The organism is Comamonas sp. F1-6 (assembly GCF_039581415.1).
Classification (GTDB): domain Bacteria; phylum Pseudomonadota; class Gammaproteobacteria; order Burkholderiales; family Burkholderiaceae_C; genus Comamonas; species Comamonas thiooxydans.
Genome location: NZ_JBCPWN010000019.1, coordinates 55,935 through 69,038, shown reverse-complemented (window position 1 = coordinate 69,038; position 13,104 = coordinate 55,935). Strand labels below are relative to the sequence as shown.

General features: G+C 60.8%; 12 protein-coding genes. All 12 read right to left on the bottom strand.

The features are described from left to right. Positions 1-43: 43 nt before the first annotated feature. Positions 44-973 (bottom strand): 16S rRNA (cytosine(1402)-N(4))-methyltransferase RsmH, encoded by a 930-nt coding sequence (gene rsmH / locus AAIL66_RS18125; RefSeq protein ID WP_003081144.1) that lies wholly within the window; start codon positions 971-973, stop codon positions 44-46. Between the two features lie 9 nt (positions 974-982). Next, positions 983-1,411 carry a division/cell wall cluster transcriptional repressor MraZ gene (gene mraZ / locus AAIL66_RS18120; RefSeq protein ID WP_003051254.1) on the bottom strand — a complete coding sequence of 143 codons (429 nt, stop codon included), beginning with the start codon at positions 1,409-1,411 and terminating at the stop codon, positions 983-985. A 354-nt stretch (positions 1,412-1,765) separates the two neighbouring features. Further along, a complete protein-coding gene (hslU, locus tag AAIL66_RS18115; protein ID WP_003051251.1) occupies positions 1,766-3,085 on the bottom strand; it encodes an ATP-dependent protease ATPase subunit HslU in 1,320 nt (439 codons plus the stop codon). Between the two features lie 76 nt (positions 3,086-3,161). Continuing rightward, the gene (gene hslV / locus AAIL66_RS18110; protein ID WP_003051248.1) at positions 3,162-3,707 is read right to left on the bottom strand and encodes an ATP-dependent protease subunit HslV; all 546 of its coding nucleotides are present in this window, start codon (positions 3,705-3,707) and stop codon (positions 3,162-3,164) included. A 147-nt stretch (positions 3,708-3,854) separates the two neighbouring features. Continuing rightward, the gene (locus AAIL66_RS18105) at positions 3,855-5,582 is read right to left on the bottom strand and encodes an STAS domain-containing protein (protein ID WP_343497369.1); all 1,728 of its coding nucleotides are present in this window, start codon (positions 5,580-5,582) and stop codon (positions 3,855-3,857) included. A 46-nt stretch (positions 5,583-5,628) separates the two neighbouring features. Next, the gene (dksA, locus tag AAIL66_RS18100; RefSeq protein ID WP_343497368.1) at positions 5,629-6,372 is read right to left on the bottom strand and encodes an RNA polymerase-binding protein DksA; all 744 of its coding nucleotides are present in this window, start codon (positions 6,370-6,372) and stop codon (positions 5,629-5,631) included. Positions 6,373-6,626: 254 nt separating this feature from the next. Beyond that, positions 6,627-7,742, bottom strand: coding sequence for a GTP-binding protein (locus AAIL66_RS18095; protein WP_034362970.1), 1,116 nt, complete (start codon positions 7,740-7,742; stop codon positions 6,627-6,629). 210 nt (positions 7,743-7,952) lie between these two features. Then, the gene (locus tag AAIL66_RS18090; RefSeq protein WP_343497367.1) at positions 7,953-8,999 is read right to left on the bottom strand and encodes a tyrosine recombinase XerC; all 1,047 of its coding nucleotides are present in this window, start codon (positions 8,997-8,999) and stop codon (positions 7,953-7,955) included. Between the two features lie 24 nt (positions 9,000-9,023). Next, a complete protein-coding gene (locus AAIL66_RS18085; RefSeq protein WP_034354355.1) occupies positions 9,024-9,737 on the bottom strand; it encodes a DUF484 family protein in 714 nt (237 codons plus the stop codon). Next, a complete protein-coding gene (gene dapF, locus AAIL66_RS18080; protein WP_034393432.1) occupies positions 9,734-10,612 on the bottom strand; it encodes a diaminopimelate epimerase in 879 nt (292 codons plus the stop codon). Before dapF ends, AAIL66_RS18085 begins: the two co-directional genes overlap by 4 nt. A gap of 50 nt (positions 10,613-10,662) precedes the next feature. Further along, on the bottom strand, positions 10,663-11,223 hold the full coding sequence (locus AAIL66_RS18075) for a MarR family winged helix-turn-helix transcriptional regulator (RefSeq protein WP_343497366.1): 561 nt from the start codon (positions 11,221-11,223) through the stop codon (positions 10,663-10,665). A 96-nt stretch (positions 11,224-11,319) separates the two neighbouring features. Then, the gene (locus AAIL66_RS18070) at positions 11,320-13,083 is read right to left on the bottom strand and encodes an acyl-CoA dehydrogenase family protein (protein ID WP_343497365.1); all 1,764 of its coding nucleotides are present in this window, start codon (positions 13,081-13,083) and stop codon (positions 11,320-11,322) included. Positions 13,084-13,104: the final 21 nt, after the last annotated feature.

The following is a 13,104-nucleotide window of genomic DNA, read 5'->3' as shown; positions in this document are numbered from 1 at the left end:
GGCAGCCCTCCCGCAGCCATGCTCGGAGCGGCATGGCGATGCATCATGCAGGCACCTCGGTGCGTTCGGCGACGCGCATCACGGCGGAACGCGAACGAGGATTGGCATCCACCTCGGCAGCACTGGGCTTGATTCGCTCCAGCGCCTTCAGACGCATGGGCGTGGGAGGCGCAAACGGTGCACGGCGGTCGTAGACCTCCTTGGAATGCTTGGCAATGAACTGCTTGACGATGCGATCTTCCAGCGAATGGAAGCTGATCACGGCCAGACGGCCGCCGGGAGCCAGCACGCGCAGACTGGCTTCTAGCGCTTGCTCAAGCTCTTGAAGTTCGGCATTGATGAAAATCCGAAGAGCCTGGAAGGTCCGTGTTGCCGGGTTTTGCCCAGCCTCGCGGGTCTTGACCGCGCCAGCCACGAGTTGGGCCAGCTCGGCAGTGGTGCGTAATGGGCCCTGGCTTTCGCGCCGAGCAACAATCGCCTTTGCAATGGGGCCAGCAAACCGTTCTTCGCCGTAGTCACGTATCACCTCCGCAATCTGCTGCACTTCCGCATCTTCGAGCCACTCGGCCACGCTCTGACCACGCGTGGTGTCCATGCGCATGTCGAGGGGGCCGTCAAAGCGGAAGCTGAAGCCCCGGTCCGGGTTGTCGATCTGGGGCGAGCTCACCCCCAGGTCCATCAACACCCCCTGCACACTGCCTTCGGGCAGTTCGCCAAGATGGCGAAATCCTTCATGCCGAATCGAAAAACGCGCATCGGTGATGCGCGCCGCCTCAGCAATTGCGTCCGGGTCTTTGTCGAACGCGATCAAGCGCCCGTCCGGCCCCAGCCTTTGCAAAATGAGCCGGGAATGACCGCCTCGACCGAACGTCGCATCGACCCACTGGCCAGCGGGCGGCTCGGCGGCACCACCCAGCAGGGCGTCCACGGCCTCGTCCAGCAAGACGGTGATATGTTGCAACGGCTGATTCACAAGCACTTCCTACAAAACAAAATCCTGGAAAGCCGCCGGCATCGGTTGCTGGCGCGCTTCCGCTTCGCGCATTTCATATGTGGCCTTGTCCCAGACCTCGAAATGCGCCCCCATGCCCAGCATCAAGACCTCTTTGGTCAGACCTGTGGCCTCACGCAACTCGGGCGAAATCAGCAGCCGACCGGTTGCATCCATCTCCGCATCCATGGCATTGCCCAGAAAAATCCGCTTCCACCACTGAGCCGTGATCGGCAGTTGCGCGACGCGTTCGCGAAACTGCAGCCACTCGGGGCGCGGAAACAGCAACAGACAGCCATCGGGATGCTTGGTGAAAGTGACCTGCCCCTCCGCCAAGGACAAAAGGGCGTCACGATGCCGGGTCGGCACTGAGAGCCGCCCCTTTCCATCGAGATTCAGCGAAGACGCCCCTTGAAACACGGCAAGTTACTCCGGTCATCTGGAGCCGCTCGTTCCCTAAAAATGGGCACGAGGGCAGCTTTCACCACTTAATTGCACTTTTTTGCACTGTATCAGCAATTTAAGGTGAATCCAAACCCGAAGGAACAATTATTTGCAATGAAATCAAGCACTTAGAGAGAAAAAGAAAAGCCTTATCCTGAAAATACCTTTCCTTTACAAGCACTTAGCAAAGTCAATGCAAGTGGACTCTCATTAGGAGGCGTCAATTGCAACCATTCAATTCAATGGAAAGAACTGATTTAAGTCTCGACCTTCTCCTACAAACGCAAACTGCCCGCACAGGCGGGCAGCTCGCTTCAAGCGCTCGGTTCTTCAAAGAATGAAGCGCGACAGATCCTCATCCTTGCTCAGCACCTGCAGGCGCTGATCCACATAGGCTGCATCGATCACCACGGTCTGACCCGAAAGCTTGGCCGCATCGAAGCTGACTTCGTCAAGCAGACGCTCCATCACTGTGGACAGACGCCGTGCACCGATGTTTTCGGTACTCTCGTTGACGTCAAAGGCAATCGTTGCCAGACGCGTGATGCCCTCGGGCTTGAACTCCAGAGTCACGCCTTCGGTCGCCAGCAGCGCCTGATATTGCTTGACCAGGGAGGCGTGAGTCTGCATCAGAATCGCCTCGAAGTCCTGTACCGACAGAGATTCCAGTTCCACGCGAATGGGAAAGCGCCCCTGCAGCTCGGGAATCAGATCGCTGGGCTTGGACAGGTGGAAAGCACCCGAGGCGATGAACAGAATGTGGTCTGTCTTGACCACACCGTACTTGGTCGAGACGCTGGTACCTTCGACCAAGGGCAGCAAGTCGCGCTGCACACCCTGACGCGATACATCGGAGCCACTGGTTTCCTGGCGCGTCGCCACCTTGTCGATTTCGTCGATGAAGACAATGCCGTTTTGCTCGGCATTGGCAATGGCGCGGGTCTTGACGTCTTCCTCATTGACCATCTTTGCCGCTTCCTCATCGGTCAGCAGCTTCAGGGCCTCGGCGATCTTGAGCTTGCGCGTCTTGCGCTTTTCCTGGCCCATATGGCTGAACATGCCACGCAGCTGCTCGGCCATCTCTTCCATGCCCTGGGGGCCCATGATCTGCACCTGAGGCATCTGCTCGGCGATGTCGATCTCGATCTCCTTGTCGTCAAGCTGTCCTTCGCGCAACTTCTTGCGGAAAACCTGACGCGCCGTGTTGTCCGCGGGTACTTCGCCGGTGCGGGCCTGCGGGATCAGCACATCGAGAATGCGCTCCTCGGCAGCATCTTCGGCACGGGCACGCATCTTCTTCATGTCCGACTCGCGCGTCTGCTTGACGGCAACTTCGGCCAGATCGCGGATGATGGCGTCCACATCCTTGCCCACATAGCCCACTTCGGTGAACTTGGTTGCTTCGACCTTGATGAAGGGAGCATCGGCGAGTTTTGCCAGGCGGCGGGCAATCTCCGTCTTGCCCACGCCCGTGGGGCCGATCATCAGAATGTTCTTCGGTGTGATTTCCTGGCGCAGGCCCTCGGGCACCTGCTGGCGGCGCCAGCGATTGCGCAATGCAATCGACACCGCGCGCTTGGCACCATGCTGGCCGACGATGTGCTTGTCAAGCTCGGAGACGATCTCCTGGGGAGTCATGGCAGAAGACATGTGAATTCTCAGTCAAATATGCCCCTAGCGCCCATCCATAAAGCGCCAGCAGCTATCAATTCGGATAGACGAGTGCTTACAGCGTCTCGATCGTGTGATTCATATTGGTGTAGATGCACAGCTCGCCGGCAATCGCCAGGGATTTGCGCACCACATCTTCGGCCGACAGCTCGGTGTTGTTGAGCAAGGCCTTGGCTGCGGAATGCGCATAGGCGCCGCCGGAGCCGATGGCCACAATGCCCTGCTCGGGCTCCAGAACGTCGCCATTGCCGGTAATGATGAGCGAGGTCGTCGCATCGGCCACGGCCAGCATGGCTTCAAGCTTGCGCAGCACACGGTCGGTACGCCACTCCTTGGTCAGCTCGATCGCGGCGCGGGTCAGGTTGCCCTGGTGTTTTTCCAGCTTGGCCTCGAAGCGCTCGAACAGCGTGAAGGCATCTGCGGTTGCCCCCGCAAAGCCCGCCAGCACCTTGCCGTGATAGAGCTTGCGCACCTTGCGCGCCGTGCCCTTGATGACGATATTGCCCAATGTGACCTGACCATCACCGCCGATGGCGACTTGCACGCCCTCGGGAGTCTGGCGGCGCACGCTCAAAATGGTGGTGCCGTGAAACTGTTCCATCTGGAGCAGATGGGGACAGACAAGATCGACCTCAAGAGGCCCAGAAAAATTAAATTTGCAGCGCTTGCTGTGGACAAGGCCTCAAACGGCCCGATTCCAGCCGGAGACGCGGTCTCTTGGGGGAAGGCGGCATAGCCTCTCAGGGAGCTAGTCCCTCCTTGGGATCACCTGTGCATGTTCCTGAATGCCAACAACATTGAAGAACACCGCCAGCAACTGGTGCAACTGACTGAACTGCAACACATGACCCAGCTCCTGCATCTGCGCAGCCCAGTTCAGCACCGAGCCTGCGGCAGCAAAGTCCATGCGCACCAGGCGCGCGCAGTCAATGGCGATGGCTTCGCCAAGCTTGGCCTTTTCCTGAACCTCGGCCAGCCAGGGCAATGCATCGCCGTCGATCACGCCTTGCAGCGCAAAACGCGGCTGATGCTCCTTCCAGAGCATGCCGGGCTGAATCGTCTCCGGCCCCAAGAGCCGGCTATCCTTGGCACGCAGGTTCTGCGCCTGCCCTTCATTCGAATACGCACAGACCGGATCGTCCCACGAGGGTGGCGACAGCTCGTAGGTCACGCAATAGTCCAGCGCCGTCAGCTCAAATTCGTCCTGCAGATGCATCAGGCGCTGCATGGCCAGACGCAAATACCACCAGTCCTGATCGACGGCTCGATCACCGGAAGGGGTGTGCTTGCTGAGCACGGCCTGCAATCTTTCATGACCGGCAAAAACCAGTGATCCCTTTTCGTCGGCCCATCGATGTGCCGCATCCAGCAGCGGCTTCTTCACGCTGGGGTCGAGGCTCTCCAGAACGCTCCAGTCCATGACCGAGCTGCCGACGCTGCGCGCCTTGCTGGCCAGCAGCGCCTTGAAGCCAGGCTCATCCAAATGCACAGGAGCCTGCCAGCGAAAACCGGTCGGCACTGCTGCGGCATCCGGCGCGGTTTCGCTAAGCCTGCCCGCCTGCTGCGGCATCACAAACCATTGCGGTGCCGAACGACCGAAGCGCGCCACAAAGTCCATGGCAGCGTCTTCAAACTGAGCCTGCATGCCTGCTGCGCGGTACATGTCCAGCAGTGCCAGCCAGACCTGCAACTGCGCCGGCGTATCCTGAGCACGCTCGGCAATCAAGGCCTTGAGGCTGGTCTCGGCTGCGACGCTGTCACCGCTGGCAAAGACAATCGCAGCATCCTCCAGCGCGGCATCATGCTCGAAGCGCGCAAAGGACGGCGGAACCATGTTGATATCGGTTGGAGCGGAGACCTCGGTCGTGGCAAACGCCGGTGAAAAGTCTGTCTCGCCACGCAGGCCCGGCAAAGCAACAGGATTGCCCTGCCGCCCCGATTGCGGCAGCTCCAGATCGCTTGGCAACACATCCTGAAGCAGCGGCAACGTGCTGATCGAAAGCGGCTGGCTTTTAAATACCGAAGGCATGCTGCCTCCGCCCTCGGGCAGTTGCAGCGGCATGGTGGCGGCATCAGCGGCCAGCTTGCCGCGCCACCATTGCTGGGCCATCTGCGCTTCGATCTCGTCGATCTTCTTGATGGTTTCTGCGCGCTCGCCCGGCACGGAGCTTTGGGCAGTCTGCAAAAAAGAGGAAGGTGCCAGTGGGGTCGGCGTCTCGAGCGGAGCCCTGGCAGTCACTGCCGTCTTGGACAGCTGAGCCTGACGCAGCTTGCGCAGCTGGTCAAACTCGCGCTTTCGCACAAAGTCGTTCTGGCGCTTGCGCTCCAGCATCTCCTTTAGCGCCTGCTTGCTGTACTGGCTTTCTTCGCTTTCCTGGTTGAGATTTTCCAAATCGGACCAATTCACGGTCGGGTGGCGCACGAAACGCACCACCTTGGACAGCAACCCTCCCGACTTGTTTTCTTCTTTCACCATGGTCCTCTACTTTGCTGCCTGCAGCCCCGCCAACGCCTGACGCAGATCAATCGCCGTACATCTTCTGCTTGAGTTCACGGCGCTGCTGGGCTTCCAGCGACAGTGTAGCCGTGGGGCGAGCCAGCAGCCGTCCCACTCCGATGGGCTCGCCGGTTTCGTCGCAGTAGCCGTAGTCGCCGGCATCGATGCGGGCAATGGACTGGTCGATCTTCTTGAGCAGCTTGCGCTCGCGGTCACGGGTGCGCAACTCGAGAGCGTGCTCTTCCTCAATGGTGGCACGATCGGCAGGATCGGGCACCACGACGGTGTCTTCACGCAGGTTTTCCGCAGTCTCACCCGCGTTCACATGCATATCGTTCTTGAGCGCGACCAGCTTGCGACGGAAGTAGGCCAACTGGGCGTCGTTCATGTAATCGTCATCAGACATGGCCAGCACTTCAGCATCGGTCAGCTCCTCTACCGACTTGGTCTTCCAGGCGTTGGCCAGCTTGGGATCTTTCTTGGGCACAGCTTGCTTTGTGTTGGTCATTGCTTTCGTATCTCTCATGGTTGCCGCAGCCTTGACTGCCGAAGCTGCCAAGGACGTAACATCTGTTTCAGGCTGCCGCGCTGGAGGCGATGCAGAACGCTTGGATCTGGACGATTTGGAAGATTCTCCCGCTGCTGCAGGTACCAGCACTGGGTTGTTCAACGCGGCGTCCACCAAAGAGGTCTCGACGCTGCGGGGGTGCACAGCCGCTGCCGCAGCTTTGGCTGCAGCCTTGGGCAGATTACTTTTCACAGCGGTCACGTCCTGTCTCCTTACAGTACAGAGCCCTTGCAGGGCCGGATTGCTCCAACACCCTCTTTAGGGCCGGCATTGTAGCCACGCCAGTCCCCCCAGCCCGGCTCCGTTGCACATACCCCACAATTTGCAACAAAGCCTGCGCCTGTTTCGGTCAGTTTGCGAGAAATAACAGACAAACAAAACGGCCTGCTTGGCAGGCCGTCAGTCATTGTCAGCAAACCGTTAGCTTTCGCCGAAACAGCCCCCAAACCCAGGGTTTACACCAAACATTGATCCAGTCCCTGGCGAAGAATGTCCTGCGGCAGGTCGATGCCGATGAAGACCATTTTGCTGACTCGCTTTTCATCGGCTTCCCACTCGGGGCCCAGATCGCTGCCCATGAGCTGGTGCACGCCCTGGAAGATGACCTTGCGGCTGGTGCCCTTCATGTCGAGCACGCCCTTGTAGCGCAGCATCTTGGGGCCGTAGATATTGACGATGGCGCCCAGGAAGTCTTCCAGCTTGGCCGGGTCGAACGCGCGATCGGCGCGGTAGACAAAGCTCTTCACGTCATCGTCGTGATGATGGTGATGCGGGTGATTGCAGTGCTCGCCATGCTCGTGGTCATGGTGGTCGTGGCCGCAATGCTCGTCGTGCTGGTGTTCATGATCGTGTTCGCATTGGCCATGGTCATGGTCGCAAGCGCTGTGGTCGTGATGATCGTGGTCGTGATCATCTTCCTTGAGGAAATCAGGGTCGATGTCCAGCTTGGCGTTCAGGTTGAAGCCACGCAGGTCGAACACTTCGCTCAGGGGCACATCGCCAAAATGAACGGCACGGATGGGCGCGCGCGGGTTCATGTGCTTGAGGCGATGGATCAGCGCCTCCTTTTCCGCATCCGTCACCAGATCGGTCTTGGACAGGAACATCTGGTCGGCAAAGCCCACCTGACGGCGCGCTTCCTGGCGATCGTCGAGTTGCTGATTGGCATGCTTGGCATCCACCAGAGTGATGATGGAGTCGATCAGATAGGTCTCGGCGATCTCGTCATCCATGAAGAAGGTCTGGGCCACGGGACCGGGATCGGCCAGGCCGGTGGTCTCGATCACGATGCGGTCGAAGTCCACCTGCCCCTTGCGGCGCTTGGCGGCCAGCAACTGCAAAGCCTCACGCAGGTCTTCACGGATGGTGCAGCAGATGCAGCCGTTGCTCATCTGCAGGATCTGTTCTTTGGATTCGGTCTTGAGAATGTCGGTGTCGATGTTCTCCTCGCCGAACTCGTTCTCGATCACGGCAATCTTCATGCCGTGGGATTCGTGCAGCACGCGCTTGAGCAGCGTGGTCTTGCCCGAGCCCAGAAAGCCCGTGAGGATGGTGACAGGAATGAGAGCCATGCGTTGAAACCTCTTGCTGCGGCCAGCCGCCACATGCGGCTGTCCAAAAAACACGGGCGGCGCATCCCTATGCGCGCTCCGGTGATAACAGCTGGGGAGTGTAGCGGTGCTTTCAAGCGCGCATGGGCAGCAGGGATGGCAGAAATTTCAGCAAAAAATCACCTCCATCACATACTCAACAATCACTTCAAGCTATCAAATCAGGACTCTTCAGTTTTGCTCTTCGTCGTCCGGCACGCGCAATGGAGCGGGCGTCTCTCCGACGCTGCTGCGCTGCGCACGCGGGTGGGCTTTTTCATAAGCCTGGGCCAGATGCTGGAAATCCAGCCGCGTATATATCTGCGTGGTGGCAATGCTGGAATGCCCGAGCAGCTCCTGCACGGCACGCAGATCGCCACTGGACTGCAGCATATGACTGGCAAAGGAGTGACGCAGCACATGCGGGTGCACGCCAGTCGCAAGCCCCGCCTGCTGGCCTCGCTGCTTGAGTCGTGACCAGACCGACTGGGCGCTGAGCCGCTCGCCCCGGCGGCCGACGAACAAGGCCGCTTCATCCTGTGCCTTGAGCTGTGCGGTCCCGACCAGCGCGCTGCTGCGCAGCGCCAGCCAGCGCTGCAAGGCCTCGATCGCCATGCGCCCCACGGGCACAATGCGGCGCTTGCTGCCCTTGCCCTGAACATGGGCGTCACCCGCCTCTAGATCAATCCAGCCCCTGCCTTCATGCCGGCTCTGCTGGTCGGGCCGTAGATCCAGCCCCGCCAGTTCGGCCACACGCAGGCCACAGCTGTAGAGCAGCTCGGTCATGGCGACGTCACGCGCCTCCATCCATGGATCAGCTTCGGGGTTCTGAAAACTGGCCAGTTGCACGGCATCGTCCACAGCCAGAGCCTTGGGAAGAGGCTTGGCAGCTTTGGGGCCGCGCACGCCCTCCACGGGGTTGAAAGGCACCAGCTCCCGCTGGGCCGCCCAGCGGAAAAAGCTGCGCCAGCCCGAAAGAATCAGTGCGATACCGCGTGCACTGCGGCCGGCGCCATGCATTTGCGCAGCAAAGCGGCGAATATGCGAGGGTTGCAGTGTCAAAAGCTCCTGAGCTGCCGCCTGTGCAAAGCTCTGCAGCTTTATCAGGTCCAGCGCATACAGCGTATGCGTGCGCTCGGCCAGGCGCTTTTGCACACGCACATGCTCCAGATAGCTGTGGACAACTTCCGGAAGCTGCGCGTACTGCTCCTCAAAAGAGGGCTGCTCGCGCTCTTGCATCGGTATCTACCCCCTTTTGCAGCCTCAGCCGTGCGCCAGCGTCAGCGCAGGAGCGCGCATGCGCGAGAGCGAGGCACTGGCCAGCTCGGAGATGCGTGAAAGGAATTCAAGACCCATGGTGGCATCGAAGCGCAGCGGGTCGGGCGATCCCAGCACCAGCATGCCAAAGGCGTTGGAAGTGCTGTCCATGGCACCGTCATGCAGGGTCAGCAGCGCGACCGACTGCACCGCATTGGGGTTGGGCAGCCAGGTCACGGGTTCGAAGCCCATATTGGGGCCGCAGAACGGCATGGTCAGCGACGAAGCAAAGGCCTTGGCATCATCGCTCACTCCCATGGTGTAGACGGTGCCGCTGTGCGCACCCGCCACATTCCACAGACGCAGTGCGACCTGGGGGACATCAAACGTGTGCTGCAGGCTGGCGGTGAGCGCATGAGGCAGCTCACGCAGGTCCTGCACCCTGACCAGGGCGTGGGTCCACTGATGAATCTTGTTGGCGATGGAAGCGTTCTCGCTGCCATGGCGCACCATGTCCATTATGCGATGCTCCAGACCCTTGATCTTTTCGCGCAGCATCTCGGCCTGACGTTCCTGCAGGCTGACGGCACGTGGGCCATGGCCGCTGATCAAACGCACGCCTGTCAGCATCTCGGCATGGCGCTCGAAGAAATCGGGGTTTTCCTGGAGGTAGTCGGCAATCGACTCTTCGGTCATGGCGGTATCGGTCAAGCTGTTCATAAGGTATCAGGTATGTCGATCTGGCCTTCAAAAACAAATTCGGCAGGGCCGGTCATGCGCACGCGATCGTGCGCACCGCCAGTCCATTCAATGGTCAGCAGACCGCCGCGGGTATGCACATCGACGCGCTGGTCGAGCAGGCCCCAGCCAATGCCGGCCACCACGGCGGCACAAGCCCCCGTACCGCAGGCCAGGGTCTCGCCGGCACCACGTTCATAGACACGCAAGCGGACCTCACCGCGGTTGAGGATCTGCATGAAGCCGGCGTTCACACGCTGAGGAAAACGGGCATGGTTCTCGATCAGCGGGCCATGCAACTCCACCAAAGCGGCATTCACATCCTCCACCAGCTGCACCGCATGCGGATTGCCCATGGAAACGGCTGCTATCCAGACTGTAGCCGGCTGCAAAGGCGTATCAAGCGTCAGAGGCCATTTTTGCGTCGAACCCAGAGTCTCGGCCTGCAGGCCGTCGGTCGTGAACGGCACCTTGGCCGGATCCAGCTGAGGCGCCCCCATATCGACCGTGACGCGGCCATTGCCATGAATTTCGGGGGCGATGACGCCCGAGAGGGTCTGTACGCGGATCACGCTCTTGTCGGTCAGACCCTTGTCATGCACATAGCGCGCAAAACAGCGTGCGCCATTTCCGCACTGCTCGACCTCGCCACCGTCGGCGTTGTGGATTACATATTCAAAGTCCACGCCCTCTGCGGGTGCCGGGCGCACCGTCAGGATCTGGTCGGCGCCCACGCCAAAGTGACGATTGGCCAGGTAGCGGTACTGGGCGGTGCTCAAGCCCAGGCGAGCCTGGGTTTCGTCGAGCACGACAAAGTCGTTGCCCGCACCTTGCATCTTGGTAAAGCGAATCTGCATGATGCCGCACATTATCGCGCCGGGCGCAGGATCTGCGCCATGCCATGGGATCAGCGATACAGCTTTTGCAACAACTCCATGAGCTGCACCTGCTCGGCAGCACTCAGATGCCCGATGGCACGGGTCTCGCTGCTCTTGAGCTCGGGCTCGGCCGTATCCACCAGTTCGCGCCCTGCCCCGGTCAGGTACAGACCCGTGGCGCGGCCGTCTCGCGGGTGCGGACGCCGTTCCAGAAAGCCGCGTTTGCCCAGCGCATCGATCATGCCCACCATATTCGGTGGCAGCACGGCCAGTTGCTGACAGAGCTGGCGCGAGGTGATACCCGGATTGCTGCCCACCAGAGACAGCACGGAGAACTCGACGATCTTGAGGTCAAAACGCTCCATGCAGCGCATGAAAACACCCACCAGAGCCAGCGAGGCGCGCCTGGCGTTGTAGCCCAGCAGGGACTCCAGAAAGCTGGCATCGACCTGATCGACGGCAAAAACCTCGGCACTGTCCCTGGGCTCCTGCCCCGAGCCAGGGAGATCCAAGCCAGCCTCTCTGGAGCGCGTGCCGCGCAAAGAGCGTACAGGTTTGGAGTCTGGTTCAGCAGTCTTGTGAGCGAGCATTGGCGATGTCAACTTCGAAGGCAAAAGAGCAATCCAGGAGCACGATGAAAAGACCGCAATTGTGCCGGTATTGCTCGCATCTTGCAGCCATTTTGATCAATGCGCGGAGGTGAACAGCTGGTTGCCGTGTACGACGGAAGCCTGCGCCCACTGCGCCTTCATCAGAGTCAGACGCCAGTCCATTTCGGGCAATATGCGCTGCTGCACCTGCTTGCAGGGGCCTCGCCACCGCTCACTATCGCCCCCCGCTGTGGCAGCAACACGTGCCCACGCCCAGCCCAGCAGCACCACGGCCACGCAGCGCAGATAGTCGTCGGCCACGCGCCAGGCCAGGGTGTCATCTTCCTTGCAGGCCTGCGCCAGCACCGTGGTGAAGTAGCGCAGCTGGGCCAGGCAGCGCAGCACTTCTGCATCCAGCGCCCGACCTGCATCCAGGCTGTTGCGCAAAGTCAGCAGCCATTGCCCCATGGCCTGACCACCGTCCGGCAGCACCTTGCGCACCAGCAGATCGATGGCCTGAATTTCATTCGTGCCTTCGTAAATCATGGCCACGCGCGAATCACGCACGATCTGCTCTATGCCCCACTCGCGGATGTAGCCATGGCCGCCGAATACCTGCAGGCAGGCGCTGGAGCCCTCGAACGCCTGCTGGGTCCAGGCGGCCTTGAGCACGGGCGTGATCAGGCTGCACCACTGCTGGGCCTGCTCGCGCTCACGAGCGCTTTCGTCATGTCGCGCCACATCGAGATAGATACCGGTCTGGTAGGCCAACACACGCCCCCCATCCACCCAGGCACGCTGCAGATCGAGCGTGCGGCGAATGGCCGGATGCTCGATGATCAGATCTGCTGCATCGCCTGCCCCACGCGAGGCCGGCACCGCCCCTGGCGCTCGCATCTGGCGGCGCTCCAGCGCATAGGCATGGGCCTTCTGCCATGCCGCGTCCAGCAGCCCAATGCCCTGCAGCGCCACATGCAGGCGCGCGGCATTCATCATGACAAACATGGCGTTCAGACCCGCTCCGGGCTGGCCTATCAACCAGCCTGCAGCCCCATCAAAGCGCATCACGCAGGTAGGGCTGCCATGCAGTCCCATTTTTTCCTCGATACGCTCGCAGACCACGTGGTTGCATTCACCATCGGGCAAAACCTTGGGCACAAGAAACAGCGACAAGCCCTTGGGCCCTGCCGGGGCCCCGGGCAGCCGCGCCAGCACCAGATGCACGATGTTATCGGTCAGATCATGCTCGCCGCCCGAAATGAAAATCTTGCGGCCGCTGATCTCGAAGCACTCGCCCAGCTCGGATTCGCCAACCGGCACGGCTTGCGTGCGCACCTGCCCCAGGTCGCTGCCCGCATGGGCCTCCGTCAGACACATGGTCGCCAGCCATTCACCGCTGGCCACCTTGGGCAGATAGGCGGCCTTGAGCGCATCGCTGCCATGGTGCTTGAGGCACTCATAAGCACCATGCAGCAGGCCCGGCGCCATGGTCCAGCCATGGTTGGCGGCACTCAGCCATTCGTACAGCACGCCTTCCAGCACCCAGGGCAGCCCCTGGCCGCCATCCTCCTCGGCACAGGCCAGTGCAGGCCAGCCGGCCCGCCAGAAGTCCTGATATGCCTGGGCAAATCCAGGCGGCGTGGTGACCTTGCCCGCTGCAAACTGCACGCCGACCTCATCGCCTTCGCGCGACAGCGGCGCCACCACCTCGCCCACCCATTTGCCGGCCTCCTCCAGCACCTGCTGCATCAGCCCCCGGTCCGTTGCCGCATGCGCCGGCAGGCGCTGCAATTGCTCATCGGCCTTGAGCACATCAAATAGAAGAAACGCGTTATCGGCACTGAGGGGCAAATAGGACATACAAAACCGGCTGCGTTTGCA

Excerpts from the sequence above, each read along its gene's own strand:
- hslV (WP_003051248.1), bottom strand. The coding sequence starts at position 3,707 with ATGGAACAGTTTCACGGCACCACCATTTTGAGCGTGCGCCGCCAGACT.
- AAIL66_RS18095 (WP_034362970.1), bottom strand. The coding sequence starts at position 7,742 with ATGGCTCTCATTCCTGTCACCATCCTCACGGGCTTTCTGGGCTCGGGC.
- AAIL66_RS18085 (WP_034354355.1), bottom strand. The coding sequence starts at position 9,737 with ATGAACAGCTTGACCGATACCGCCATGACCGAAGAGTCGATTGCCGAC.
- AAIL66_RS18070 (WP_343497365.1), bottom strand. The coding sequence starts at position 13,083 with ATGTCCTATTTGCCCCTCAGTGCCGATAACGCGTTTCTTCTATTTGAT.
- dapF (WP_034393432.1), bottom strand. The coding sequence starts at position 10,612 with ATGCAGATTCGCTTTACCAAGATGCAAGGTGCGGGCAACGACTTTGTC.
- AAIL66_RS18105 (WP_343497369.1), bottom strand. The coding sequence starts at position 5,582 with ATGGTGAAAGAAGAAAACAAGTCGGGAGGGTTGCTGTCCAAGGTGGTG.
- hslU (WP_003051251.1), bottom strand. The coding sequence starts at position 3,085 with ATGTCTTCTGCCATGACTCCCCAGGAGATCGTCTCCGAGCTTGACAAG.
- AAIL66_RS18075 (WP_343497366.1), bottom strand. The coding sequence starts at position 11,223 with ATGCTCGCTCACAAGACTGCTGAACCAGACTCCAAACCTGTACGCTCT.
- AAIL66_RS18090 (WP_343497367.1), bottom strand. The coding sequence starts at position 8,999 with ATGCAAGAGCGCGAGCAGCCCTCTTTTGAGGAGCAGTACGCGCAGCTT.